Below are 24,579 nucleotides of genomic sequence, written 5' to 3'. Positions count from 1 at the left end.
TACACCATGACTGCTTTCGACAAACACCAGGTTTCCCGCTTCCGCTTCGTCCGCTGCGACTTCGCGGCGGATACCGGCGTGGCCCGGCTGGTCTACGCCTTCGACGACGGCCCGGAGATGGTGGAAACCATCACCGTGCCCGGCGCCCCGTTCGTGCTGGACGAGGCGCGCGCCGCCGCCGTGCAGCGTGCGCTGCAGCTGCTGCACCTGATCGCCGGCGTCAGCTACTACAAGGCCGGCGTACCGGATACGGTCAGCATCGACAGTTACAGCATCGATGCCGATACCGCCGCACTGGTGGAGACCATTTACCTCAATGGCCTGGGCGAATTCGCCTACCGCAACGGCCTGAACCTGCGCGGCCGCTTCCGGTTGCCGGTGCAGGGCGAGGCCGTGCAGGCGCCGGCGCTGGGCCTGCGGCCGCACGCGCTGGTGGCCATCGGCGGCGGCAAGGATTCGCTGGTCAGCATCGAAGCGCTGCGCCGTGCCGGCGTGGACGAGACGGTGACCTGGATCGGTGGCTCGCAGCTGATCCGTGCGTGCGCCGAGCGCACCGGCCTGCCGACATTGAACCTGGGCCGCACGCTGGCACCGGAACTGTTCGAGCTCAACCGCCAGGGTGCCTGGAACGGCCATATCCCGGTGACGGTGGTGAACTCGGCAATCATGGTGCTGGCCGCGTTGCTGCACGGCGTGGACCAGGTCGTGTTCTCCAACGAGCGTTCGGCCAGCTACGGCAGCCAGATTCCGGGCACCGGCGAAGTGAATCACCAGTGGTCCAAGGGCTGGGCCTGCGAGCAGGCGTTCGGCAGCCATGTGCGCAAGTACGTGGCGGCGGACCTGCAGTACTACTCGCTGCTGCGCCCGATGTCCGAGCTGGCGGTGGCCCGCCAGTTCGCCAAGACTGATTTCTACGACGCGCACTTCTCCAGCTGCAACCGCAATTTCCACATCCTCGGCGAGCGCCCGGTGAACCGCTGGTGTGGCGTCTGCCCTAAGTGCCATTTCGTGTTCCTGGCGCTGGCCCCGTTCATGCCCAAGACGCGCCTGGTGCGCATCTTCGGCCGCAACCTGCTGGACGATGCCGAGCAGGCCGGTGGCTTCGATGCGCTGCTGGAATTCCAGGACCACAAGCCGTTCGAGTGCGTGGGTGAAGGCCGCGAATCGCGTGCGGCGATGGCGACGCTGGCGCAGCGCCCGGAGTGGAAGGAAGACGTGCTGGTGAAGCGCTTCTGCAACGAGATCCAGCCGCAGCTGGATGCCGCCGAACTGGAACTGGCACCGCTGCTGCAACTGCAGGGCGAGCACCGCGTTCCGGCTGCGCTGTGGGAACGGGTGCGTGAAGATTTCGAAGCTTGAAGGAAAGCGCGTCGCGCTGTGGGGCTGGGGCCGCGAGGGCCGCGCCGCGTTTGCGGTGCTGCGTGAGCGCCTGCCCACGCTGCCGCTGAGCCTGTTCTGCCCGGCCGCCGAAGTCGGGGCCGCACGCGTGGAAACACAGGGCGCGCTGGACGTCCGTGGCGAGCCTTCTGCTGAAGCGCTGGCCGCGTTCGACGTGGTGATCAAATCGCCCGGGATCAGTCCCTATCAGCCGATCGCGCTGGCGGCGGCAGCGCAGGGCACCACCTTCATCGGCGGCACCGCGCTGTGGTTCGCCGAACACGCGGCCGACGATGGCATCGTGCACGACACCGTGTGCGTGACCGGCACCAAGGGCAAGAGCACCACCACCGCGCTGGTCGCGCACCTGTTGCGCGCGGCCGGGCATCGCACCGGACTGGTCGGCAACATCGGCCTGCCGCTGCTGGAGGTGCTGGACCCGCAGCCGGCGCCCGAGTACTGGGCCGTCGAGCTGTCCAGCTACCAGACTGGTGAAGTGGCGCGCAGTGGCGCCCGCCCGCAGGTGGCGGTGGTGCTGAACCTGTTCCCGGAACACCTGGACTGGCACGGCAGCGAACAGCGTTACATCGAGGACAAGCTGCGGCTGGTGACGGAAGCCGCGCCGCGCATTGCCGTGCTCAATGCCGCCGATCCGCACCTGGCGGCACTGTCGCTGCCCGATAGTGAGGTGGTCTGGTTCAACCAGCCGCAGGGCTGGCATATGCGGGGCGAAATCGTGCATCGCGGCGAACAGGCGGTGTTCGATACCCGCAACACGCCGCTGCCGGGCCGCCACAACCGCGGCAACCTGTGCGCGGTGCTGGCCGCGCTGGAGGCACTGGGGCTGGACGCGGTGGCGCTGGCACCGGCGGTGCAGGATTTCCGCCCGCTGCCGAACCGCCTGCAGCGCATCGGCGTGGCCCATGGCCTGACCTACGTCAATGATTCGATCAGCACCACGCCGCATGCCAGCCTGGCCGCGCTGGAGTGCTTTGCTGGGCAGCGCATCGCGCTGCTGGTGGGCGGGCACGACCGTGGCTTGGACTGGACCGACTTCATGCAGCACATGGCGCACGATGTGCCGCCGGTGGAGATCGTGACCATGGGCAGCAACGGCCCGCGCATCCACACGATGCTGCAGCCGCTGGCCGACGCCGGTCGCTTCGGCCTGCACGCCGCCGCTGATCTGCCCGAGGCGATGGCACTGGCGCGCACGGCGCTGGGCGCGCAGGGCGGGGTGGTGCTGCTGTCGCCGGGTGCGCCAAGCTTCGGGGCCTACCGCGATTACGTGGCGCGTGGCCGCCATTTCGCCGAACTGGCCGGATTCGATCCGGACAGCATCAGCGCGATTCCGGGGTTGGGCATCGCCTGATCCGCCGGATCGGGGTCGGATCCCTTTCCTCAGGAAAGGGCTCTGACCCCGGCGAGTTACCATGGGCGCATCCCCGGACGGACCCGGATAGCCGCGTGTGCACCTTCATTACCCTGTTCCTGCCCGCATCCTTATCGCACATTGAAGCCGCCGCGATCATGCAGCGCAGTGGCCGGCGCCTGTTCGCGCAGGATTCGCCCAGCCTGCAGTCAGCGGTCGGGCCCGGTTGGCAGCCGTGGTTGAGTGCCGTGCACTGCGATTGCGGTACCGCGCTGGCCTCGTCGCGGGCCGAGCGGGAGTGGAAGGGCGATGCCGAACGCTGGCGGAAGAAGGGCTGGAGCGAAGCGAAGATCACGCGCGCGTTGGCGGCGCAGTTGGCGCGGCATGAACTGGATCAGCAGGCACGCCGCGATGAAGCCCTGGACGATGCCGGCCAGTGGTTGCAGCGTATCGATGCGCTGTTGCAGGCTGGGGCCGCGCGCATCGGCCTGCTGGTGCGCGACTACGACGGTTCGGTGGGTGCCCGGCAGCCGAAGCCGCCGGAACGTCACTGGCCGCGTGGCCAGCTGGCCGCAGCGGATCTGCTGGCGTTCGAGCCGGGCACGTTGCATTGGATCGAGCGTGGGTGAGGTCGTCATCCACGCATGGCGTGGCTCTACTGTAGAGCCGAGCCCACGCTCGGCTGCCTTCATCCGTCTTCATCGATGAACGCGTAATCGCGATCAATCAGCTCCTGCAGGTACGCATCGAAGCCCGGCGCAATGACTGCATAGCTGTCCGGATCGTGCAGGTAGCGCACCACCTGGCCGACGGTGCCGCCTGGCGCGGGATCGAAATCCAGGTACAGCGTCGACGTGCCACCGTTGTTCATGCAGTGCGAGAAACACAGCCGGCGGTTCATCGGCAGATCCGCGTCGATGCCCTCGCCGAGAATCTCCGGTTCCTCATCCAGCCACTCTTCGTAGATGGAACGGATGCTGTCGTCCCACCGCTGCTGGTCCTCGAAGATCTGCGCGACCGATCGCAGGTAGTACGGGTAGCCACCGTCCTCCACGTCCGAGCCCAGCATCAGTACGCAGACCTTGCCGCCGGGGTACTCCCGGTAGTGGGTGCCATCCACGCGCGATAGGAGTTCCACCAGGCTGTCCGGCACCTGCGGCCACTGCGCACGCAGGCGCTGCAGGTCCTCGGCGCTGGCGCCCTGGACATGTGCCCACTGCGGGACATCCTCGGCAGGCAAACGCGGGATCAGGCCAGACAGAAAGCGATCAACAGGATTCATGCGAGAAAAGGGGGCGGAGGGGATTAAGTCGTATCCAACCACACCTGCGTCACGCCGCCAATGCAGAATGCGACGCGGGAGGGGCGATTACGGCTTAATCCCCTCCGTCCCCTTTTTCTTGCGGAGCAGGCGCATGAATCGTTGGCGATGCGGTGTGGCGATGATGCTGGGGCTGGCGGCGATGCCGGCCTGGGCGGCGATGAAGACGCAGCCGGTGGAGTGGAAGCACCAGGGCACGACCTTCAGTGGTGTGCTGGTCTATGACGATGGCGAGCATGACAAGCGCCCCGGCCTGGTGATGGTGCCGAACTGGAAGGGCGTGAACGAATCGGCCATCGAGAAGGCCAAGCAGCTGGCCGGTGACGACTACGTGGTGCTGGTGGCCGATGTCTACGGCAAGGGTGTGCGGCCGAAGACCGATGCCGAGGCCGGGCCGGTGGCGACCAAGCTGCGCAACGACCGGCCGTTGCTGCGTGCCCGCGCGCTGGAGGCGGTGAACGTGCTCAAGGCGCAGGCCGGCAAGGTGCCGCTGGATGCCAGCCGGATCGGTGCGGTCGGTTTCTGTTTCGGTGGCACCACGGTGCTGGAGCTGGCCCGCGCCGGTGCGCCGCTGGCCGCTGTGGTCAGCCTGCACGGCGGGCTGGGTTCGCCGTTGCCGGCGCAGGCCGGTGGCACCCATCCGTCCGTGCTGGTGCTCAATGGGGCCGATGACAGGAGCGTGACCGCCGAGGACATCGCCGCTTTCCAGAAGGAAATGGATGCGGCCAAGGTCGATTGGGAGTTCACCAACTACAGCGGTGCCGTGCACTGCTTCGCCGAGCGCGACGCCAACAGCCCACCGGGCTGCCAGTACAACGAGCGGGCGGCCAAGCGCGCGTGGAAGGCGCTGGATGAGTTCTTCGAGGAACGCTTCCGGTAATAAACGGCGTGCCGACCAACGGTCGGCACCCACCGGAATGCCGGTTTGGTGGGTGCCGACCGTTGGTCGGCACACCTCAACCCATCAGTGCGAGCGCTGCACCGCGTAACGCGCCAGGCCGCGCAGGGCCGCCACGGCGTCATTGTCGCCCAGGCCGTCGAGCGCACGCTCGGCGGCTTCGGCGTACTCTTCGGCACGGCGGCGGCTGTACTCCAGGCCGCCGGTGGCGCGGATCGCGGCCAGCACTTCCGGCATCGCCGAGGCGTCGCCGTCCTGCACGATGGTGCGCAGGCGTTCGCGGGTAGCGTCGTCGGAGTGGGCCATCGCGTGGATCAGCGGCAGCGTGGCCTTGCCCTCGGCGAGGTCGTCGCCCAGGTTCTTGCCCAGCTCCTCGGCGTTGGCCGAGTAGTCCAGCACGTCGTCGGCAATCTGGAACGCATAGCCCAGGTGCATGCCGTAGTCGAACAGGGCCTGCTGGGTGGCTTCATCCACGCCGCTGGCCAGCGCGCCCAGGCGGGTACCGGCGGCGAACAGCACCGCAGTCTTGCGCTCGATCACGCGCAGGTAGGCGGCTTCGTCGGTATCCGGGTTGTGCACGTGCAGCAGCTGCAGCACTTCACCCTCGGCGATGCGGTTGGTGGCATCGGCCAGGATCTGCATCACCGGCATGCGCTCCAGCTCGACCATCAGCTGGAAGCTGCGCGAGTACAGGAAGTCGCCCACCAGCACGCTGGGCGCGTTGCCCCACAGCGCGTTGGCGGTGCTGCGGCCGCGCCGCAGGCTGGACTCGTCCACCACGTCGTCGTGCAGCAGGGTAGAGGTGTGGATGAACTCGATGATCGCCGCCAGCTGGTGGTGCTCCGGGCCGGCCTGGCCGACCGCGTGGCCGGCCAGCATCACCAGCATCGGGCGCAGGCGCTTGCCGCCGGCGGAAATGATGTGGTCGGCGATCTGGTTGATCAGCACGACGTCCGAGGACAGCCGGCGCCGGATCAGGGCGTCGACGGCGGCCATGTCGGCCGCGGCAAGCGACTGGATCTGGGGCAGGCCCAGGGCGGGACGGGTGTCTTCGGTGATGGTCATGCGATCAGGCTTTCAGGCTCACCATCGATTATAGGCGCTGGCCGTGAATTCGGGCGCAAACCGGCCCGGGCGGCAATTCCAACCCGGCCTGCGCGGCCCTCCGCGTGAATACGTATGCAGGTTGCGCCATGCCCGCGAGGCCACCGCTAAGCTTGCCGGATCAGGATTTCGGCCCGCTGCCGGCGGGTCCCGCATGCCCGGAGGGGGGCTGTCGATGTCGCACTATCCATGGTGGCGCGGAGCCGTCATCTACCAGATCTACCCGCGCAGTTTCCTCGATGCCAACGGCGATGGGGTGGGCGACCTGCCGGGCATCATCGAGCGCCTGGACCACATTGCCGCGCTGGGCGTGGATGCGATCTGGATCTCGCCGTTCTTCAAGTCCCCCATGGCCGACTTCGGCTACGACATCGCCGACTACCGCGACGTCGACCCGCTGTTCGGCAGCCTGGACGACTTCGACCGCCTGCTGGCCAAGGCCCATGGCCTGGGCCTGAAGGTGATGATCGACCAGGTGCTGAGCCATACCTCGATCGAGCATGCCTGGTTCCGTGAGAGCCGCCAGGATCGCAGCAATCCGAAGGCCGACTGGTACGTATGGGCCGACCCGCGCGAGGACGGCACCCCGCCGAACAACTGGCTGTCGCTGTTCGGTGGCGGCGCCTGGCAGTGGGAGCCGCGCCGCGAGCAGTACTACCTGCACAACTTCCTGGTCGACCAGCCGGACCTGAACTTCCATCACCCGGACGTGCAGCAGGCCACCCTGGACAATGTCCGTTTCTGGCTCGATCGCGGCGTGGATGGCTTCCGCCTGGATGCGATCAACTTCTGCTTCCACGACGCGCAGCTGCGTGACAACCCGCCCAAGCCGGCGGAGAAGCGGGTGGGGCGCGGCTTCAGCCCGGACAACCCATACGCTTACCAGTACCACTACTACAACAACACCCAGCCAGAGAACCTGCCGTTCCTGGAGCGCCTGCGCGCGCTGTTGGATCAGTACCCGGGCGCGGTCAGCCTGGGCGAGATCTCCTCGGAGGACTCGCTGGCGACCACCGCCGAGTACACCCGCGAAGGCCGCCTGCACATGGGCTACAGCTTCGAGCTGCTGGTGGATGACTACAGCGCGGCCTATATCCGCGACACGGTCTCGCGGCTGGAAGCGGCGATGACCGAAGGCTGGCCGTGCTGGGCGGTTTCGAATCACGACGTGGAGCGGGCGGTCAGCCGCTGGGGCGGCCACCCGGCCGATCCGCGCCTGGCGCGGATGCTGGTGGCGATGCTGTGCTCGCTGCGCGGCTCGGTCTGCCTGTACCAGGGCGAGGAACTGGGCCTGGCCGAGGCCGAGGTACCGTTCGAGGCACTGCAGGACCCCTACGGCATCACCTTCTGGCCGAATTTCAAGGGCCGTGATGGCTGCCGCACCCCGCTGCCATGGACCGATGCGCCGTTAGCAGGTTTCACCAGCGGCCAGCCCTGGCTGCCGATTCCGGCCGAGCACCGGGCGGCGGCGGTGGCCGTGCAGGAACGCGACCCGCATTCGGTGCTGGCGGCGTTCCGGGCGTTCCTGGCCTGGCGGCATACCCAGCCGGCGCTTCTGCATGGCAACATCAGATTCCTTGAAAGCGCCGAGCCAGTGCTGCTGTTCGAGCGTATGCTTGCAGATGAAACCCTCCTGCTGGCCTTCAACCTGTCGGCCGAGGCAGTGACCCATCCGCTGCCGCCGGGCAACTGGCAGCAGGTGGCGGTACCGGGCCCGGATGCGGGCACGGTGCAGGGCAATGAACTCCAGCTGCCGCCGCGCGCGGTGTATTGCGCCCGATGCAGCTGACCGTTTTCTCCGGTGGCGGTACTTGCGGGGACGGGGCCGAAGCGCCCCGTCCCTTTTTTGTGGGTGGGCCTTGCCGACCAACGGCCGGCATCCGCGCAAAAGAAAACCCGCTGCCTGCGCAGCGGGTTTCCGGTCCTGCTCCTGGCTTCCGTCGCCGGGCATGGCCCGGCGCTACCGATGGGGTGGTTGCCGGCCAGCGGCCGGCACGACCCGGCCGTGATCAGAACTTGTAGTTCACGCCCAGCATGTAGGTGCGGCCCCACTCGATGTACTCCAGCGGGCGGTCCTTGCTGCCGGCGTAGGTGCGGTACGGCTCGTTGGTCAGGTTGCTGCCCTGCAGAAGCAGGGTCAGGCCACGCAGGGCACTGCTGTCGCTGAAGGTGTAGCTGATCTGCGCATCGGTCACGTTCTCGCCGACCACGTAGCGCAGGCTGCGGTTGCCGTTGAAGTTGCCGATCTCACCGATGAAGTCCGAACGGCGGCGCTGGCTCACCCGTGCCTCGAAGCCGCTGCGCTCGTAATACGCGGTGAAGTTGTACACGCGCTTGGACAGGCCCGGCAGGCTGATCGGATCACTGCCCACGCTGGAGGCGCTCTCCGGGTCCAGGATGGTGATGTCGCTCTTGTTGAAGGTCGCGCTGGCCTGCACGCCGAAGCCACGCAGGCTGTCGGTCAGCATCTCCAGCGGGAACGATGCGGTCAGTTCCAGGCCCTTCAGCGTGCCGCCCTTGCCGTTCTGCGGGGCGGAGAAGGTGCCGGTGGTCAGCACCGGTGCCGTCATGCCCGGCGGCGGCACGTAGCTGCCCAGCAGCGCGGTGAAGTCGTAGTTGTCGACCGATTGGGTGTAGACGTAGCTCTTCAGGTCCTTGTAGAAGATCGCGGCGGCCACGTAGGCCTTCTCGCCGAAGTACTTCTCGTAGGACAGGTCCAGCGCGGTGGCACGCCACGGGTCCAGCAGCGGATTGCCGCCGCTGCCGCCGGGGCGGCCGGTGCCGGTGTCCACGCCGAACTCCAGGCCGGCGCGCATCTGGTCCACGCGCGGGCGTGCGACCTGCTTTGCAGCGGCGAAGCGCAGCGTCTGCTGGTGCGGGAACAGGAAGGCCAGGTTCAGGCTCGGCAGCCAATCGTTGTAGGTGCGGCCGTTCGAGTACGGCTGCACGTTGTTGCCGGCCGACTGCGAGCTGTCCCAGTAGCGCGAATCCGAACTCTGGTCGGTGTGCTGCATCTGCACGCCGATGTTGCCGCGCACGCCGACTTCACCGATGTCGGCGTTGATGTTCAGGCGCGCCCAGGCGGTGGTGATCTTCTCCTGTACCGTCCACGACTTGGGAATCAGGTAGTCCAGGTTGTCGACCGGGTTGAAGGTCATGTAGCGGCCCACCGCGGCGGGCACGTTCCAGGCCGGGATGGTGCCGAGGCCGGCGAAGCCCAGGTTGACCGGGCGGTACTGCAGGTCCGAGGCGATGTTGGCGTCGCCCTGCGCACCCAGCAGGATGTTGCCTTCGGACTGGGTCTTCACCTTGCGGCGGTCGGCATAGTTGACGCCGATGTCGATGTCCGGCGCCCACGAGGCGATCGCTTCGGGCAAGGCGATCGTTGCGGCCAGCTTGCCACCCTTCAGGCGGTCTTCCACCTGCGGCACCTTGCCGTAGCCGGAGCCGTAGATGGTGTTGGTCAGGAACAACGCGTCGGGGTTGGAATAGTTCAGGCCCGGGCTGATCTGCGAGAAGCCGTTCTGGCGGATCGACACGCCGACCGTATCCAGCTGCGGCATCGGGGTCAGCTGCAGGTTGTTTTCCAGGTTCAGCTCATCGCGCGTGGCCTTGGAGTAGTTCAGGTCGGCGACCAGCTTGACGCCACTGAAGTTGAACTCGTTGTTCCAGCCGAACGCGTCGATCTTGTCCTTGCGCTTGTTGTACATGCCGCGTACCAGCGGGTACACGCCGCTGGCGGTGCCGCCAGTGAACGAACCATTGGCGTTGACCTGCGGGTTGCTGACCAGCAGGCCCGGGGTGTAGTTGCCGTTGTAGTTGCTCAGGTTCAGCTCGAACTGGTTGGCGGTGTCGATCTGCTCGGCTTCGGTGTGGAATGCATCGAAGGTGCTGGTCCAGCTGTTGTTCGGCCGGAACTGGATCGTGGCCATCACGCCGTCGCGCTTGTTGTTGCCGGTGCGGCGCAGCGCTTTGATGCCATCGGAGAAGTAGGTGCCGGCACCCACGCCCGGACGGTCGCCCTTGTCGGTGTGCTCGGTGGTCCACGGTTCGTACAGGCCGACCTGGTTCTCCTGGATCGGCATGTCGCTGTGCGCATAGCCGATGGCGATGCCCAGGGTTTTGTCCAGGAACTGGTCGATGTAGCTGGCGCTGAAGCGGTTGCCGTACGGATCGGTGTTGGCGGCGCGGCCCAGCGAGCTCTTCTGGTAGCGGCCACTGACCGCGATCACGCGCTCGCCGAAGCTGAGCGGGCGCGCGGTCTGCATGTCGATGGTGCCCGACAGGCCCTGGCCGACCAGCGCCGCGTCCGGGGTCTTGTACACGGTCACGCCGTTGACCAGCTCGGACGGATACTGGTCGAACTCGACGCCACGGTTGTCGCCGGTGCTGACCACTTCGCGGCCATTGAGCAGGGTGGTGGCGAAGTCCGGCGACAGGCCGCGGACGCTGATTACCTGCGCGCGGCCCGCCACGCGCTGGGCGGCCAGGCCGGGCAGGCGCGAGATCGATTCGGCGATGCTGACGTCGGGCAGCTTGCCGATGTCTTCGGCGGAGATCGCTTCGACCACCGAGGTGGCGTCCTGCTTGACCGCGATCGCGCTCTCGATGCCGCGGCGGATGCCGGTGACCTGCACCGTATCGAGGTTGGTGGCGGCGGTGCCGGCCGGTGTGGTGGTGCTCTGCGTGGACTGTGCCGACGCCAGCGTCGGCGCCAGGACAACGGCCAGCGCGATGCTCAGCGCGCTGCGCTTGTGGTTCAACATTTTCCCCTCCCAGGCAATGTTGCAGATCGATTTGTGAGCGTTCCGGCGGCGCCGTGAACGTGCGACGCGGTGGCCGCTGTCGTCGCCGCTATGGTAGGCAGCGCGTTCTTCGCGGGAATCACCCTGCATACGTATTCAATGGCGTCTGCAGGGATGTAATCGCTTTCATGTGTCTCGTTCTGTAGAGCCGAGCCCATGCTCGGCTGCATTTCGGTGCTACGCACCGCCGCCCGAGCGTGGGCTCGGGCGCTACGGGGGCGCATGCAGGAAAACGTTCAGCGGATCGGCGTGAAGCGAATGGCCTGGCCACCGCCGGGTGCCAGCACCAGCGTCACTGCATCGGCGCTGGTCACTTCGCGGGTTTCGCGAACGAACGCGAATGGATTGCTGCGGAAATCCGCGCCCTCGCCATCGCGGTAGATCTCGGCGCGGTAGCGCACGCCAGGTTCCAGGAAGCCCAGTGACACCGGCAGCACGCGGCCGTGTTCATCGGTGATGCTGCCGAGGAACCAGTCGCGGCTGTTGCGGTCGCGGCGCACGATCGTCACGTAGTCACCCACTTCGCCATCGAGCACGCGGCTCTGCTCCCAGTCCACCGCCACGTCCTCGATGAAACGGAACGCCTCGCGATGCTGCAGGTAGTGTTCGGGCAGGTCGGCGGCCATCTGGATCGGGCTGTACAGCACCACGTACAGCGCCAGTTGGCGGGCCAACGTACTGGGGATGGCCTGGCCGTGGCGGCCCTTCAGGCTGAGGATGCCGGGGGTGTAGTCCATCGGCCCGGCCAGCATGCGGGTGAACACCAGGTTGACCTCGTGCTCCGGCGGGTTCGGTGGTTGGCCCCAGGCGTTGTACTCCATGCCGCGAGCGCCTTCGCGCGAGATCCAGTTGGGATAGGTGCGGCGCAGGCCGGTGTCCTTGATCGGCTCATGCGGGTTCACCGACAGGTGCCGGCGCGCGGCTTCCTGCACCACCTTCAGATGGTGGCGGGCCATGAACTGCCCGTCATGCCACTCGCGCCACAAGGGGCCCCCCGTGGGATTGCGGCGGTCGACCTGGCCGTCGTCGCAGACGTAGCCGGTCTTGAACTGGTCCACGCCCAGCCGTGCGTACAGGTCCAGCGCGGCGCCCAGCTGGGCCTCGTAATGTTCGATGGCGCAGCCGGTTTCGTGGTGACCGATCAGGTGCACGCCCTTGTTCAGGCCATACGCCGACAGCGATTCGATATCGAAATCGGGCGTGGCGCGGGTGAAATCAAAGTCGTAGCCATTGCCCACCCACATGCCGTCCCAGCCCGGATTCCAGCCTTCCACCAGCACGCCGCGGAAGCCGTGCGCCGCGGCGAAGTCGATGACTTTTTTCGTCTTGGCGGTGGTAGCCGCATGCTTCCGCCCGGTCGCCCAGCTCTCGTTGTCCAGGTGCATCGACCACCACACGCCCAGGTACTTGGCCGGCTTCACCCAGCTCACATCACCCAGCGCATTGGGTTCGTTGAGATTGAGGATCAGGTCCGATTCGACCAGGCCACCGGCGCGGTCGGCGATCTGCAGCGTGCGCCACGGCGTGGCGAAGGGCAGGGTGCGGCGCACCTTCCAGCCTTCGGCCGAGGGCGAGAGCTGCGCGCGCAGGCGCTGCCCCTCGCTGCGGCGCAGCCACATGCCGGCGTAGTCCACCAGCGCGGCCTCGTGAATGGCCACATGCAGGCCATCGCGGCTGCGCAGGGTCATCGGCGTATGCACCAGCGGTACTTCGCGCAGCGGGGTGCGCTGGTACAGGTACTCGTAGTGGATCGGCTCGCCGGCGGGGATCCACCAGGCGGTGGAGTCCTGTGCGATGGCGAACTCGGTCAGCTCGTCATCGATGATGGCCTCGCGCAGATTCGGCTGCTCGGGGAATACGTAGCGGAAGCCGAGGCCATCGTCGTAGACGCGGAACACTACATCCAGCCGGCGCTTGCTGCCGGTGGTTTCGGCCAGCTGCACGGTCAGTTCGTTGAAATGGTTGCGGGTAAGCCGGCGTTCGCCCCACGGCTGCTCCCAGGTGTCATCGACGCTGCGCCGCTGCTGGCCCAGCAGGGTGAAATCGCGGTCCAGGCGACCGTCGCGCAGGGCGAAGCCGAGCTTCGAATCCTCCACCACAGTGTCGCCCAGGCGCTCGACCCGGTAGCGGGCCGTGCCGCCGTCCAGCACCAGGCTGACCTTCAACACCTTGCCCGGCGATTCGACGCTGGCCACCTGGGGCGCGGCCTGGACCAGCGTGGCCCATCCGATCAGGGCCAGGCCCAGCATGTGCGCGAATACCGCGCGTACAGCAGTGGGTGACATCGGCAATTCCCCTCCCAAGGCGCCGTTGGCAGACCCGGACCATAAGCCAGCGCGGCGGGTGCGCTACCGCGCGACGCCATGAATACGTATGCAACTGGACGCAGCCGACAGCCCCGCGTCTACCATGGCGCCAGGGCACCTTGAGGGAGGGGCCGCGCCCGCCCGCCGGCAACGACGGTGCGGACCTACAACGCGTGCAGAGAGGGAGGGAGGCCGACGGGCGCGAGCCGGTCCGCCGCTTCGATGCTGAAGATCATTTGTCTGACCGCTGCCCTGGGGGCAGCGCTGGGGACGACCGCGCAGGCGGCCGACCTGCAATTCGACGGCCGCCATGCGCGCGCCGAAGCCGCTGCCAAGGGCAGCTTCGTGCTGCATGCGCGCACACCGGAAGGGCGCGGCGAGGTGCGCATCGCGCCGATGCCGATGCGCAGCCAGACCGGCAGCGTGATGTTCGATGCCCTGTTCGCACTGGCCCAGCAGGAGATGGACCAGGACCGCGTGGATGCGATCCGTGATCCCGCCTTCGACGAAGGCCGGCCGGTGCCCTGCGAGTGCTTCCAGACCGGCGCGCGCTGGCCCTATGTGTGGACGCGCGATGTCAGCTTTGCCGCCGATCTGGCGCTCGCACGCCTGGACCCGAAGCGCACCCGGCAGTCGCTGCAGTTCAAGCTGTCGGCGGCGCGCGATGGCCATACGCCCGGCCTGTTCGTTGCGCAGGACACCGGCTCCGGCGGCAGCTGGCCGATCAGCAGCGACCGCGTGGTCTGGTTCCTGGCCGCGCGTCACCTGCTGGAGGATCGCGCGTTTGCCGACCAGGTCTGGCAGGCGCTGCAGGGCACGCTGGCGCAGGACCGCGCGATGGTGTTCGACGCGCGGATGGGCCTGTACCGCGGCGAGACCTCCTTCCTGGACTGGCGTGAGCAGACCTATCCAGACTGGACCCGCGAGGATGTGCGTTTCATCGGTGATTCCTACGCACTGTCCACCAACGTGCTGCACTACCAGGCACTGCGCCTGGCCGAACGCCTGGCCGGGCAGCGCGGCGATGCCCGCGCTGCCGACTACAAGGCCTGGGCCGATGCATTGGCGCAGCAGATCGATGCGCGCTTCTGGCGCGAGGATATCGGCCAGTACATGAGCTACATCGGCGAAGCCGCGCACCCGGTGCCGTACGCCAAGGTCGATCTGCTCGGCCTCTCGCTGGGCATCCTCGCCGAGGTGCTGCCGCCCGAGCGCGCGCGGCGTGCGCTGGCGGAGTATCCGATGGGCCCGGCCGGCAGCCCGGTGGTCTGGCCGCAGGAAGCACAACAGCCGATCTATCACAACCGGGCAATCTGGCCGTTCGTCAGTGCCTACTCGCTGCGTGCGGCGCGGCAGCTGGACGATGCGCCGCGCATTGCCGCCGAGATCCGCTCGCTGATGCAGGGTGCCGCGCTGGCCGGCTCCAACATGGAGAACTACGAGCTGGTCAGCCAGGCCGTGCATGTCGATGAAGGTGCGCTCAGCGGGCCGGTCGTCAATTCGGAGCGCCAGCTGTGGTCGGTGGCTGGATATCTGTCGATGGTGGTCGAGGGCGTGTTCGGCGTGCAGGACGATGGCCGCGTGCAGCCCAAGCTGCCAGCCGCGCTGGTCCCCGAACTGTTCGGCAAGCAGCGCCGCATCTCCCTGGAGGCCGATGGCAAGCGCTATGTGCTGGAGCGGCCGAAGCAGGTGGGTGATGGCCTGCTGGTGGCGGGCGAGGTAAAGACGCGTGGTGCCACCACCACCGTGCAGCTGGTGGCCACCGCAGCGGCACCGCGCAGCGTGGCGACGACGGCCGACGCCAATGCGCGCGCACCGGCCACGCCGGCCGCACCGCAGGCGCGACGCGAGGGCAGGGGCTGGAATGTCGAGGTCGCTGCCGGCCAGGTGCTGTGGCAGGACGGCCGCGCGCTCACCGCCAGCAATGGCCTGGCACGCATCGGTGACGATGGCCTGCAGCATTGCCTGAGCCTGACCCGGCGCGGCGGCGCATTGGAATCGCTGCACAGTCCGATGGTCTGCGTCGGTCCGCAGCAGCGATTGAAGGGTGCCGAGCGCTGGCAGTTCACCTCGGCCAAGGCGGGGCAGGTGCGCCTGCGCCTGCAGTACAGCAACGCGAATGGGCCGATCAACACGGGCGTGACCGCCGCGGTGAAGCAGCTGGTGCTGCAGTGCCCGGGCCAGCCGTTGCAGCGGCACACCGTCACCCTGCCGCACAGCGTGGCCGTGCAGGACTCGACCTCGGCGACGTTCCCGGTGCCGAAGGGCCGATGCGCGGTCACGCTTGAAGAGGGCTTCAACATGAGCACACTGCAGCACTTCGCGCACTACACCGGGGGCAAGGGCGGGCGCGACGGCGTGCTCAACCAGGCGCAGGTGCAGGCGCTGACGGTGGCGCCCGTGGCCGTAGAGGGCGCGCGATGAATCGCCCCGCCAAACCCCAGCTGTCGTTCTGGCAGATCTGGAACATGTGTTTCGGTTTTCTCGGCATCCAGTTCGGCTTCGCCCTGCAGAATGCCAACGCCAGCCGAATTTTCGAGACGCTGGGCGCGGACATCGACGCGGTACCGGGGCTGTGGATCGCCGCGCCGCTGACCGGCCTGCTGGTGCAGCCGGTGATCGGTTACCTGTCCGATCGCACCTGGACGCGCTGGGGGCGGCGCCGTCCGTTCTTCATGATCGGTGCGGTGCTGACCACGCTGGCCCTGCTGGTGATGCCGAATTCACCGACGCTGTGGATCGCGGCCGGCACGCTGTGGGTGCTCGATGCCTCGATCAACGTATCGATGGAGCCGTTCCGAGCCTTCGTCGGCGACCAGCTGGCGCCACGCCAGCGTCCGGCCGGCTATGCGATGCAGAGCTTCTTCATCGGTGTGGGCGCCATCGTCGCCAGCTTCCTGCCGTTCATCCTGGCCCACTTCGGCGTTGCCAATACGGCCGCCGCCGGTGAGGTGCCGGACACCGTGCGCTATGCGTTCTACTTCGGCGCGGCGGTGCTGCTGGCGGCGATCACGTGGACGGTGGTCAGCACCCACGAATATTCACCAGCAGAGCTGGCTGCCTTCGATGATGCCGAGCCGCCGGCGCATCATGCGGGAGCGGTGATCAACGGCCCGGCGCCATGGACGCGGGTGGCCCTGTGGCTAGGGCTGGGTGTGCTGTTGGCGCTGCTGATCACCTGGCGGCAAGGCGACAGGATGCTGTACGTGCTGGCAGGCCTGTGCGCCGGCTACGGCCTGCTGCTGGCGGCCGCGCGCGCGTTGCCGGCCACGCATATGCTGGCCGCCATCGTCGGCGACCTGCGCGCGATGCCAGTGACCATGCGCCGCCTGGCGTGGGTGCAGTTCTTCTCATGGTTCGCGCTTTTCGCCATGTGGATCTACACCACTGCTGCGGTGGCCGGTACCCACTTCGGTTCGACCGATCCACAGTCGGCGGCCTACAACGAAGGTGCCAACTGGGTGGGCGTGCTGTTTGGCGCCTACAACGGCTTCGCTGCGCTGGCGGCGGTGCTGATTCCGCCGATGGTGCGTGCGATCGGCCTGCGCTGGAGCCACCTGGTCAACCTGTGGCTGGGCGCTGCCGGCCTGGTCTCGCTGATGTTCATCCGCGACCCGCACTGGCTGCTGCTGTCGATGGTAGGTGTGGGCTTTGCCTGGGCATCGATCCTGTCGTTGCCGTATGCACTGCTGTCCGACAGCGTGCCTGCGTCGAAGATGGGTGTGTACATGGGCATCTTCAATTTCTTCATCGTGATCCCGCAGCTGGTGGCGGCCAGTGCGCTCGGCTTTGCCCTGCGCGCATGGCTGGGTGGCCAGCCGATGCATGTGCTGGTGCTGGGCGGCTGCAGCCTGTTCGTCGCCGGCCTGTGCGTGCTGCGGGTTCCGTCCCGTCCGGAGGTGGTGTGATGCGTGGTGTACTGGCTGTTGCCGTTTCCCTTGCCCTGTTCGCCGGCCAGGCCGTGGCCACGCCGCGCCCGGACTACGTCGGCACCACCGAACCGTTCGCCAGCGATGCGGTGTACTTCGTGGTCACTGACCGCTTCGTCAACGGTGATCCATCCAACGATCATCGCGGCCAGGGTGGCGCGCACCGCACCTTCGACATCCCGTTGCCATGCCCGGACAAGGTGGACGGCAACATCGGCTACCTCGGCGGCGACTTCCGTGGCGTGCTCGACAATGCGCAGTACATCCGCAACCTGGGGTTCGGCGCGGTGTGGATCACGCCGATCATCGACAACCCCGACCAAGCTTTCACCGGCAGCAAGCCGATCAGCTGCACCAGCACGCTGACCGACCGCGGCAAGACCGGCTACCACGGCTACTGGGGCATCAACTTCTACAGACTCGATGAGCACCTGCCCAGCAGGGACCTGGACTTCGCCGGACTGACCAAGGGCCTGCACGGTGCCGGCCTGAAGGTGGTGCTGGACATCGTCGGCAACCACGGTTCGCCGGCCTGGACCATGCCGACACGGCAACCGCAGTTCGGTCAGATCTTCGACAAGGATGGAAAGTTGATCGCCGACCACCAGAACCTGCCGCCGCAGAAGCTGGACCCGAAGCACAACCCGCTGCACGCGTTCTACAACAACATCGGTCCGGTCGACAGCAAGGACGGCTCGATCTTCGACGGCAACCTGGCCGAGCTGTCCGACTTCAACCAGGACAATCCGGCGGTGATGGATTACCTGGTCGGCGCTTACCTGCAGTGGACCGCGCAGGGCGTGGACGCATTGCGCATCGACACCATCGGCTGGCTGCCGCACCCGTGGTGGCATGAATTCGTCAAGCGCATCCGCGCCGAGCACCCGGGCATGTTCATGTTCGGCGAAGCCTTCGACTACAACGCGGCGACCATTGCCGAGCACACCTGGCCGGCCAACGCCAATGTCAGCGTGCTCGACTTCCCGTTGCGCGGTGCTCTGGAGCAGACCTTCGGCACCGCCGGCAAGGGCTTCGAGACCCTGGCCGAGCCGCTGCACCTGAGCGGCGGCCCGTATGCCAATCCGTACGAGCTGATGAGCTTCTACGACAACCACGACATGCCGCGCCTGCAGGCCAGCGACAACGGCTTCATCGACGCGCACAACTGGCTGTTCACCGCACGCGGCATTCCGGTGGTCTATTACGGCTCGGAGACCGGCTTCATGCGTGGCCGCGCCGAGCACGCAGGCAACCGTGCCTACTTCGGCCAGCCGCGTGTGGACGCTGCGCCGCAGAGCCCGATCTTCGCGCCGCTGCAGCGTATCGCCAAACTGCGTGAAGCGACCCCGGCACTGCAGCGTGGCTTGCAGGTGAACGAGCGGCTGCAGGGCGATGAGGCCGTGTTCTTCCGCGTGCTGCAGCACGGTGACGTGACGCAGACGGCGCTGGTGCTGCTGAACAAGGGCGATGTGGCGCGCACCTTCGAGGTGGACCGCTACCTGCAGGCCGGCACGTGGCGTGACGCGCTGGATGGCGGCACGGTGAAGGTCGAGCGGCAGCTGAAGACCGACGTGCCGGCGCATGGGGTGAAGGTTTACGTGCTGGATGCGCCCGTGCAGCAGCCGGCACTGCAGGCCGAACTGGACAAGGCGATGGCCGACCAGAAGGCGCGGGACGTGCGTCTGGGGCGTTGATCGGCCTGGGCCAGGCGGCTGTAGAGCCGAGCCAATGCTCGGCTGCGCTTCTGAGGAGTAAAGATAGGGGCAGCCGAGCGTGGGCTCGGCTCTACAATACGAGCCCCTATCTCCCCGCCGTATCGCCATGACCGACCTCGCTCCGCAGACCCCGATCGAAACCCTGCTGAAGGCGGCGATGGATGGGGAGGTGCCGATCCGCGCCTTCATGGAAGCCTTCGTCGCCTCCGAGGTGGTGCTGCAGACCGGCAGCCTGGTGACCCCCGATGGCAGCGGTTTCGACCCGCTGCTGTTCGACAAGCAGGGCACGCTGCACGTGGCCGTGTTCACCGATCCATCGCGGGTGGGCATCTACAGCCAGCAGGCCGAACACCAGATCCGCTGGCTGATGCTGGACGTGCTGCGCCGCGTGCCCGGCGGCTACGGCGTGGTGATCAACCCCGGCACCCCGCTGGGCTTCGAGATCTCGCCCAGCGGCGTCGGCGAGATCCTGAAGGACTTCGCCCAGGGTTGATTGTCATGTAGAGCCGAGCCCATGCTCGGCTGCCGTTCGCGCCATGCCGGATCAGTCGAGCACGGCGCGACTCTACAGAAGGCTTCCCTTCGAGCGCGGTCCGTGATCCTCTTGGGCAATATCGGGATCAAGGCATTGCCATGGAATTCAGGGTATTACCCGCTGGCGCACCGGAACGGCAGCAACTGGCCGAGTGGTACCACGCACAATGGGGCCAGGACGCCGGCCTGACACTGGAACAGGAACTGCAGCGGCTCAATCCGCCGCAGGACGCCGAAGGTTTCCCGCACCTGATCGCCGCCTTCGATGGAGACCAGTTGGTCGGTGCCGTGCAGCTCAAGCGCAGGGAGATGCAGGCATTCCCGCAGTACGAACATTGGCTGGGCAGCGTGTTCGTGGCCGACAGCCATCGCGGGCGTGGGCTGGCTGGTGCGCTGGTGGAGCAGGCAACGGCGCAGGCGGTGCGGATGGGGGTTTCCGAGTTGTATCTACAGACCGAAGCGCTGGATGGCGGCCTGTACGCTCGGCTAGGCTGGAAGCCGCTGCAGGAAGCCGACAACCGCAGCTATCGCGTGCTGTTGATGGTGCGCAGGTTGGTCGCATGAGCGTTTCCACAGCACACCATTCCCGCTCGGCCCTGATCTTCCTGATCGCTGCCATCGTCGCCGCGCTGGTGTCCATGCCCGTGCTACGCGCGGTAGGCATGGTGCAATGGCCGGTGTTTGTCATTGCCTGGTTGATCAACCTGGGCGCCGCCTGGCATCTGGGGCAGTGGGCACGCGGGCAGGGCCGTTCGGCCTGGGCATTCGGGGTGACGGCAGCACTCGGTACCGTCGCCTCGATCGTGGTCTACGTGCTGCTGGCGGTGCTGGGGCCCCGGCCGTCGCCGCCGCGCAGTCCGCGGTGAGCCCGTGAGTACATCGCCGGAGATCCGCTTCCATTGCCTGGCCGGCAACGTGTGATCGCCGACGGTGAGGCCGCCCGAGTGGCGCGGCCGCACTTGGCGGCTGACCGCTCCGCGCAGGGGGGCCTCAATCGCGGACCGAAGACTCTCTTACCACCAGCTTCACCGGGATGCTCTGGCTCTCCACCGGCTGCCGGCCGATCAGCGTCAGCAGGCGCTCCACCAGCAGCTGGCCGGCCTGCTTGGTGTCCTGCTGCACCGTGGTCAGCGCCGGGGATACCGAAGCGGCCAACGGGATATCGTCGAAGCCGGTCACCGCCACGTCCTGCGGTACCCGCAGCCCGGCCTCGCGCAGGGCGCGGATCGCGCCGATGGCGATCAGGTCGCTGGCCGCGCAGATCGCATCGACCGGTTCAGCGCGCGCCAGCAGCGCCTGGCAGGCCTGCTGGCCAGAGGCTTCGGTGGTGATGGCGTCGTGCTGCAGCGGCGGTTCGGCGGCCAGGCCATGTTCCTGCAGGGCCGCGACGTGGCCGCGGTAGCGCTCCTGGAATTCGGGGTAGTGGCTGGAGGCATGGCCGAGGAAGGCGATGCGGCGGCAGCCCTGCAGCAGCAGATGGGTGGTGATGTCATGCCCGCCCTGGAAGTTGTCGCTGCCGATCGAGACACCGGGCTGGCCAGGCAGGGCGGCGCCCCAGCGCACGAAGTGCGTGCCCTGTTCGACCAGCCGCTGCAGGCGGTCGCGCGATTCGTGGTAGTCGCCGTAGCCGAGCAGGATGATGCCGTCGGCCTTGTTGCTGTCTTCGTAATCGGCCTGCCAGTCGGTGGACAGCTGCTGGAACGACACCAGCAGGTCCTGCCCGTGCAGGGCGCAGGCGCGGGTGATCGAGCCCAGCATCGAATGGAAGAACGGGTTGATCAACGAGTCGTCGTTGGTCGGGTCCTCGAAGAACAGCAGGGCCAGCGTGCCGGCATTGCGCAGGCGCAGGCTGGAGGCGTTCTTGTCGACCTTGTAGTTCAGCTCGCGGGCGATGCGCAGGATGCGCTCGCGGGTCTCGGCGTTGACCATCGGGCTGCCGCGCAGGGCCCGCGACACGGTCGGCTGGGAGACCCCGGCCAGGTGGGCGATGTCGAGGGAGGTGGCTTTGCCTTTGATCGTCATGGGCGGGCGGAGCGGGCAGATGGAAGGTGCCCGGGCATGATGCCATGCGCCGACGCGAATGCCCCTCTGAACGTCGGTCGGGGCGCAGGTAAGTCATTGCCGGACAAGGAAATCAGCCTGATCCTTCGGGGCGGTCGGGGTCTCCTGACCGGGCGGACGGCGGCGGCAATGGTAAGATGCGTCGTTCTCGCATTCCCCCAAATTTCACCAGGGGCGGCCCAGCGTACTGCACCCCGCCCGGGGCTGTGCTATCACTGGCGGTCTGCCCCTGGACAACGGACGAAGGTACCTATGGCGCGCGGCATCAACAAAGTCATCCTGGTCGGCAATCTCGGCAACGACCCGGACGTGAAGTACACCCAGGGCGGCATGGCGATCACCCGCATCAGCCTGGCCACCACCAGCGTCCGCAAGGACAAGGATGGCAACCAGCAGGAGCGCACCGAATGGCACCGCGTGGTGTTCTTCGGCAAGCTCGGCGAGATCGCCGGCGAGTACCTGCGCAAGGGCAGCTCGGTCTACGTCGAAGGCAGCCTGCGTTACGACAAGTACACCGGCCAGGACGGCGTGGAGAAGTACTCCACCGATATCATCGCCGATGAAATGCAGATGCTGGGCGGCCGCGGTGAAGGCGGCGGCGGCGGTGGCGGCAACTACGGCGGCGATCGTCCGCAGCGCCAGCAGGCGCCGCGCCAGGAGTACGGCGGCGGTGGCGGCGGCCAGCGTGGTGGCCAGGGCGGTGGCTATGGCAACCAGGGCGGCAACCAGGGCGGCGGTTACGGCAACCAGGGAGGCAACCAGCGTCCGCAGCCGCAGCAGGCGCCGCCGATGGACGACTTCGCTGACGACGATATTCCGTTCTAAGCGCATCTTCGGTGCATCCCGACAAGGGCTCCTGGCATGCCTGCCTGGGGCCCTTGTCGTTCTTGAGGCACTGCCGGGATCCTGTTGTCCGGCGGCGGCCGATGCGGACGTTCCTCGATGTTGTCACCGATTACCGAACACGCCCTGGTCCAGCAGGCAATCAATGAACGCACCCAGCAGGGCGGGGCGGTGCCGCCTGTTCGGGTAGTAAAGAAAAAGCCCGGGGCGCGAGACCGACCAATCCGCCAGTACCCGCACCAGCAATCCCTGGGCCAGCAGTTCCCCCACGCGATCCTGCTCGAAGTGATAGGCGATTCCGAGGCCGGCCAGTGCCGCTGCAATCCCGACGTCAGCGTGATTGGTGACGACAGGACCGTCCACGGCGACCTCCAGGTGGCGGCCTCGCTTCTTGAACTCCCATCGGTACTGCCTGCCGTCACTCTGCAGCCGCCAGTTGATGCAGGCGTGATCCTGCAGGTCCGCCGGAATTCGCGGTGTTCCGCGGCGTGCCAGGTAATCCGGTGACGCCACGGCCACCATGTTCAGGTCCGGGGTGAGGCGGATGGCCACCATGTCCTTCTCGAGCTGACCACCCACGCGGATGCCCGCATCAAACCGGCCACTGACGATGTCGCTGAGCGCGTCGTCGACCACGATGTCGACAACGACATCAGGGTAGGCCTGGTGGAAGCGGGCAAGCCGCGGGGCAATCAGTGTTCTCGCGGCGATGCCCAGCGTATTGATTCGCAGGGTCCCGTTGATCCGTCCGCTCGCTTCGCTGGTTTCAGCGACCGCTACCGCCAACTCCTGGAACAGCGGCGCGATGCGCGCGTACAGTCGTCCGCCACTTGCCGAGGGTGCCACGCTTCGTGTTGTGCGATTCAGAAGGCGGGTGCCGAGACGGCCTTCCAGTTGACGGATGGTCTGGCTCAGGGCCGAGGGCGATACCCCCAGATGTTCCGCCGCCCGCGCGAAGCTCTGACGTTCCACTACCGCCACGAAGGCCTTCAGTTCAGCGAACTCGGATCCGCGCATTATGTAAGATTCGTGACATAACCCATTCGGATTATAGGGCATTCACTTAACCGACCTGCGTGCACATCCTGAGCGCCTCACCACTGCAGGAGCCAGGAATGAATGCGTTGACTCTCCCGGAACCCATCGCCGCGTACTTCGCGGCCGAACATGACCCCGAAGTGCTGGCGCGTTGTTTTGCCGCCCAGGCTGTGCTGAAGGACGACGGGCACACCCTCGTCGGCGTCGACGCCATCAAAGCCTTCCTGGCCGAGGCATCGGCCAAATACAGCGCCACCAGCGTGCCGAGCGCCATCGAACGGCAGGGGAAACACCACGTTGTCCGTGCCATCGTGAGCGGCAACTTCCCCAGCAGTCCGATTCTGCTGAGCTACCGTTTCGAACTGGAACGGGGCCTGATCGCATCGCTGGAGATCACCGCATGAGCTTCGATCTTCAACTCGGTGGCCTGCGGGCCGTGGTGACCGGAGGCACGGCCGGTGTGGGGGCGGCCGTGGTCAGGACCCTCGCCGAGGCCGGGGCCAGGGTGATGACGTCGGCGCGCAGCCTGCCGGCACGCCCGGTGGAAGGAGTCGCCTACGTAGCCGCCGATCTGTCGACGGCCGAGGGCACCGGCATTTTCGCCCACGCCGTGCTGCAGGCATGGGGCGGCGCAGACATCCTGGTCAATGTGCTGGGGGGATCAAAGACACCTGGCGGCGGCTTCGCAGCGATCAGTGATGCGCACTGGCTTGCCGAGCTGAACCTGAATCTGATGCCGGCGGTGCGTCTGGATCGTGCCTTGCTGCCATCCATGCTCGCGCAGCGCGCTGGCGTGATCATCCACGTCAGTTCGATCCAGCGCATGCTGCCTCTGCCGGAGTCCACCACCGCGTATGCCGCCGCCAAAGCGGCACTCACGACCTACAGCAAGTCGCTTTCACGAGAGGTCACCCCCAAGGGCGTGCGGGTGTTGAGCGTAGCGCCGGGCTGGATCGAGACAGAAGCATCCCGGGAATTTGCAGAGCGGATCGCGGCAGAAGCGGGAACCGATTATGAAGGTGGCAAGAGGCTGGTCATGGACTGGCTCGGCGGGATCCCGGTGGGACGGCCCGCGGCACCGCAGGAGGTGGCCGATCTGATTGTGTTCCTGGCGTCTCCCCGGTCGGCGTCGATTGCCGGAACGGAGTATCGGATCGACGGCGGCACGATTTCGACGCTGTAGCCAACAGGCGTCGTCCTGCTCCCACCGCCAGAAGGAAAGCCTCGCTCACGCGGGGCTTTTGTTTGCCAGGTCGGCTGCGGAGTTGTGCCTCGC

At 67.0% G+C, this 24,579-nt stretch carries 20 protein-coding genes; 14 read left to right on the top strand and 6 right to left on the bottom strand.

Annotation, left to right across the window (positions count from 1 at the left end; all coding sequences use genetic code 11):
- Nucleotides 1–6: 6 nt before the first annotated feature.
- The 3 genes from murL to AC5P5V_RS02820 all read left to right on the top strand — a co-directional run bounded on the left by murL (nucleotide 7) and on the right by AC5P5V_RS02820 (nucleotide 3,378).
- On the top strand, nucleotides 7–1,359 hold the full coding sequence (murL, locus tag AC5P5V_RS02830; RefSeq protein WP_061479208.1) for a UDP-N-acetyl-alpha-D-muramoyl-L-alanyl-L-glutamate epimerase: 1,353 nt from the start codon (nucleotides 7–9) through the stop codon (nucleotides 1,357–1,359).
- Nucleotides 1,340–2,749: a UDP-N-acetylmuramoyl-L-alanine--D-glutamate ligase gene (gene murD, locus AC5P5V_RS02825; RefSeq protein WP_134968729.1), complete on the top strand. Its 1,410-nt coding sequence runs from the start codon at nucleotides 1,340–1,342 to the stop codon at nucleotides 2,747–2,749. Before murL ends, murD begins: the two co-directional genes overlap by 20 nt.
- A 95-nt stretch (nucleotides 2,750–2,844) precedes the next feature.
- The gene (locus tag AC5P5V_RS02820; protein WP_134968730.1) at nucleotides 2,845–3,378 is read left to right on the top strand and encodes a hypothetical protein; all 534 of its coding nucleotides are present in this window, start codon (nucleotides 2,845–2,847) and stop codon (nucleotides 3,376–3,378) included.
- A gap of 59 nt (nucleotides 3,379–3,437) precedes the next feature.
- On the opposite strand, the gene AC5P5V_RS02815 is transcribed toward AC5P5V_RS02820, so the two are convergent.
- Complete coding sequence (locus AC5P5V_RS02815; RefSeq protein ID WP_134968731.1) at nucleotides 3,438–4,031, bottom strand: SMI1/KNR4 family protein; 594 nt, start codon at nucleotides 4,029–4,031, stop codon at nucleotides 3,438–3,440.
- A gap of 133 nt (nucleotides 4,032–4,164) precedes the next feature.
- On the opposite strand from AC5P5V_RS02815, the gene AC5P5V_RS02810 reads away from it, so the two are divergent.
- Nucleotides 4,165–4,950, top strand: coding sequence for a dienelactone hydrolase family protein (locus AC5P5V_RS02810; protein ID WP_134968732.1), 786 nt, complete (start codon nucleotides 4,165–4,167; stop codon nucleotides 4,948–4,950).
- An 84-nt stretch (nucleotides 4,951–5,034) separates the two neighbouring features.
- Here the strand turns inward: AC5P5V_RS02810 and AC5P5V_RS02805 are convergent, their stop codons facing one another.
- Nucleotides 5,035–6,033, bottom strand: coding sequence for a polyprenyl synthetase family protein (locus AC5P5V_RS02805; RefSeq protein WP_061479203.1), 999 nt, complete (start codon nucleotides 6,031–6,033; stop codon nucleotides 5,035–5,037).
- A gap of 214 nt (nucleotides 6,034–6,247) precedes the next feature.
- Here AC5P5V_RS02805 and AC5P5V_RS02800 point away from each other — a divergent pair, with 214 nt between their 5' ends.
- The gene (locus tag AC5P5V_RS02800; protein WP_134968733.1) at nucleotides 6,248–7,861 is read left to right on the top strand and encodes an alpha-glucosidase; all 1,614 of its coding nucleotides are present in this window, start codon (nucleotides 6,248–6,250) and stop codon (nucleotides 7,859–7,861) included.
- Nucleotides 7,862–8,081: 220 nt separating this feature from the next.
- On the opposite strand, the gene AC5P5V_RS02795 is transcribed toward AC5P5V_RS02800, so the two are convergent.
- Complete coding sequence (locus tag AC5P5V_RS02795; RefSeq protein ID WP_181357890.1) at nucleotides 8,082–10,838, bottom strand: TonB-dependent receptor; 2,757 nt, start codon at nucleotides 10,836–10,838, stop codon at nucleotides 8,082–8,084.
- Nucleotides 10,839–11,113: 275 nt separating this feature from the next.
- Nucleotides 11,114–13,168, bottom strand: coding sequence for a glycoside hydrolase family 97 protein (locus tag AC5P5V_RS02790; RefSeq protein WP_061479201.1), 2,055 nt, complete (start codon nucleotides 13,166–13,168; stop codon nucleotides 11,114–11,116).
- A gap of 237 nt (nucleotides 13,169–13,405) precedes the next feature.
- On the opposite strand from AC5P5V_RS02790, the gene AC5P5V_RS02785 reads away from it, so the two are divergent.
- The 6 genes from AC5P5V_RS02785 to AC5P5V_RS02760 all read left to right on the top strand — a co-directional run bounded on the left by AC5P5V_RS02785 (nucleotide 13,406) and on the right by AC5P5V_RS02760 (nucleotide 20,227).
- Nucleotides 13,406–15,607 (top strand): glucosidase family protein, encoded by a 2,202-nt coding sequence (locus tag AC5P5V_RS02785; RefSeq protein WP_231352598.1) that lies wholly within the window; start codon nucleotides 13,406–13,408, stop codon nucleotides 15,605–15,607.
- Nucleotides 15,604–17,091, top strand: a complete 1,488-nt coding sequence (locus tag AC5P5V_RS02780) for an MFS transporter (protein ID WP_134969279.1) — start codon at nucleotides 15,604–15,606, stop codon at nucleotides 17,089–17,091. The genes AC5P5V_RS02785 and AC5P5V_RS02780 overlap by 4 nt, the downstream gene beginning before the upstream one ends.
- Nucleotides 17,091–18,806: an alpha-amylase family glycosyl hydrolase gene (locus AC5P5V_RS02775; protein WP_134969280.1), complete on the top strand. Its 1,716-nt coding sequence runs from the start codon at nucleotides 17,091–17,093 to the stop codon at nucleotides 18,804–18,806. Before AC5P5V_RS02780 ends, AC5P5V_RS02775 begins: the two co-directional genes overlap by 1 nt.
- 127 nt (nucleotides 18,807–18,933) lie before the next feature.
- Nucleotides 18,934–19,320, top strand: a complete 387-nt coding sequence (locus AC5P5V_RS02770; RefSeq protein WP_134969281.1) for an SseB family protein — start codon at nucleotides 18,934–18,936, stop codon at nucleotides 19,318–19,320.
- Nucleotides 19,321–19,460: 140 nt separating this feature from the next.
- Nucleotides 19,461–19,925 carry a GNAT family N-acetyltransferase gene (locus AC5P5V_RS02765; protein WP_134969282.1) on the top strand — a complete coding sequence of 155 codons (465 nt, stop codon included), beginning with the start codon at nucleotides 19,461–19,463 and terminating at the stop codon, nucleotides 19,923–19,925.
- Complete coding sequence (locus AC5P5V_RS02760; RefSeq protein WP_061479195.1) at nucleotides 19,922–20,227, top strand: hypothetical protein; 306 nt, start codon at nucleotides 19,922–19,924, stop codon at nucleotides 20,225–20,227. Before AC5P5V_RS02765 ends, AC5P5V_RS02760 begins: the two co-directional genes overlap by 4 nt.
- Nucleotides 20,228–20,351: 124 nt before the next feature.
- Here the strand turns inward: AC5P5V_RS02760 and AC5P5V_RS02755 are convergent, their stop codons facing one another.
- A complete protein-coding gene (locus tag AC5P5V_RS02755) occupies nucleotides 20,352–21,383 on the bottom strand; it encodes a LacI family DNA-binding transcriptional regulator (protein WP_134969283.1) in 1,032 nt (343 codons plus the stop codon).
- Nucleotides 21,384–21,674: 291 nt separating this feature from the next.
- Between AC5P5V_RS02755 and AC5P5V_RS02750 the strand changes: the two genes are divergently transcribed.
- Complete coding sequence (locus AC5P5V_RS02750) at nucleotides 21,675–22,247, top strand: single-stranded DNA-binding protein (protein ID WP_043034165.1); 573 nt, start codon at nucleotides 21,675–21,677, stop codon at nucleotides 22,245–22,247.
- Between the two features lie 123 nt (nucleotides 22,248–22,370).
- Here the strand turns inward: AC5P5V_RS02750 and AC5P5V_RS02745 are convergent, their stop codons facing one another.
- Nucleotides 22,371–23,282, bottom strand: coding sequence for a LysR family transcriptional regulator (locus AC5P5V_RS02745; protein WP_061479193.1), 912 nt, complete (start codon nucleotides 23,280–23,282; stop codon nucleotides 22,371–22,373).
- 98 nt (nucleotides 23,283–23,380) lie between these two features.
- Here AC5P5V_RS02745 and AC5P5V_RS02740 point away from each other — a divergent pair, with 98 nt between their 5' ends.
- Nucleotides 23,381–23,707: a nuclear transport factor 2 family protein gene (locus AC5P5V_RS02740; protein ID WP_061479192.1), complete on the top strand. Its 327-nt coding sequence runs from the start codon at nucleotides 23,381–23,383 to the stop codon at nucleotides 23,705–23,707.
- Nucleotides 23,704–24,486 carry an SDR family oxidoreductase gene (locus AC5P5V_RS02735; protein ID WP_061479191.1) on the top strand — a complete coding sequence of 261 codons (783 nt, stop codon included), beginning with the start codon at nucleotides 23,704–23,706 and terminating at the stop codon, nucleotides 24,484–24,486. Before AC5P5V_RS02740 ends, AC5P5V_RS02735 begins: the two co-directional genes overlap by 4 nt.
- Nucleotides 24,487–24,579: the final 93 nt, after the last annotated feature.

The sequence above is a fragment of the Stenotrophomonas sp. YJH_SMC_130 genome, assembly GCF_059369035.1.
This window is presented reverse-complemented; position numbering and strand designations above follow the sequence as displayed.

Coding starts and splice junctions, on each gene's coding strand:
- AC5P5V_RS02800 (WP_134968733.1), top strand. CDS start 6,248: ATGTCGCACTATCCATGGTGGCGCGGAGCCGTCATCTACCAGATCTAC.
- murL (WP_061479208.1), top strand. CDS start 7: ATGACTGCTTTCGACAAACACCAGGTTTCCCGCTTCCGCTTCGTCCGC.
- AC5P5V_RS02740 (WP_061479192.1), top strand. CDS start 23,381: ATGAATGCGTTGACTCTCCCGGAACCCATCGCCGCGTACTTCGCGGCC.
- AC5P5V_RS02795 (WP_181357890.1), bottom strand. CDS start 10,838: ATGTTGAACCACAAGCGCAGCGCGCTGAGCATCGCGCTGGCCGTTGTC.
- AC5P5V_RS02775 (WP_134969280.1), top strand. CDS start 17,091: ATGCGTGGTGTACTGGCTGTTGCCGTTTCCCTTGCCCTGTTCGCCGGC.
- AC5P5V_RS02745 (WP_061479193.1), bottom strand. CDS start 23,282: ATGCGCGGATCCGAGTTCGCTGAACTGAAGGCCTTCGTGGCGGTAGTG.
- AC5P5V_RS02765 (WP_134969282.1), top strand. CDS start 19,461: ATGGAATTCAGGGTATTACCCGCTGGCGCACCGGAACGGCAGCAACTG.
- AC5P5V_RS02760 (WP_061479195.1), top strand. CDS start 19,922: ATGAGCGTTTCCACAGCACACCATTCCCGCTCGGCCCTGATCTTCCTG.
- AC5P5V_RS02780 (WP_134969279.1), top strand. CDS start 15,604: ATGAATCGCCCCGCCAAACCCCAGCTGTCGTTCTGGCAGATCTGGAAC.
- AC5P5V_RS02750 (WP_043034165.1), top strand. CDS start 21,675: ATGGCGCGCGGCATCAACAAAGTCATCCTGGTCGGCAATCTCGGCAAC.
- AC5P5V_RS02770 (WP_134969281.1), top strand. CDS start 18,934: ATGACCGACCTCGCTCCGCAGACCCCGATCGAAACCCTGCTGAAGGCG.
- AC5P5V_RS02815 (WP_134968731.1), bottom strand. CDS start 4,031: ATGAATCCTGTTGATCGCTTTCTGTCTGGCCTGATCCCGCGTTTGCCT.
- AC5P5V_RS02810 (WP_134968732.1), top strand. CDS start 4,165: ATGAATCGTTGGCGATGCGGTGTGGCGATGATGCTGGGGCTGGCGGCG.
- AC5P5V_RS02735 (WP_061479191.1), top strand. CDS start 23,704: ATGAGCTTCGATCTTCAACTCGGTGGCCTGCGGGCCGTGGTGACCGGA.
- AC5P5V_RS02805 (WP_061479203.1), bottom strand. CDS start 6,033: ATGACCATCACCGAAGACACCCGTCCCGCCCTGGGCCTGCCCCAGATC.
- AC5P5V_RS02755 (WP_134969283.1), bottom strand. CDS start 21,383: ATGACGATCAAAGGCAAAGCCACCTCCCTCGACATCGCCCACCTGGCC.
- AC5P5V_RS02785 (WP_231352598.1), top strand. CDS start 13,406: ATGCTGAAGATCATTTGTCTGACCGCTGCCCTGGGGGCAGCGCTGGGG.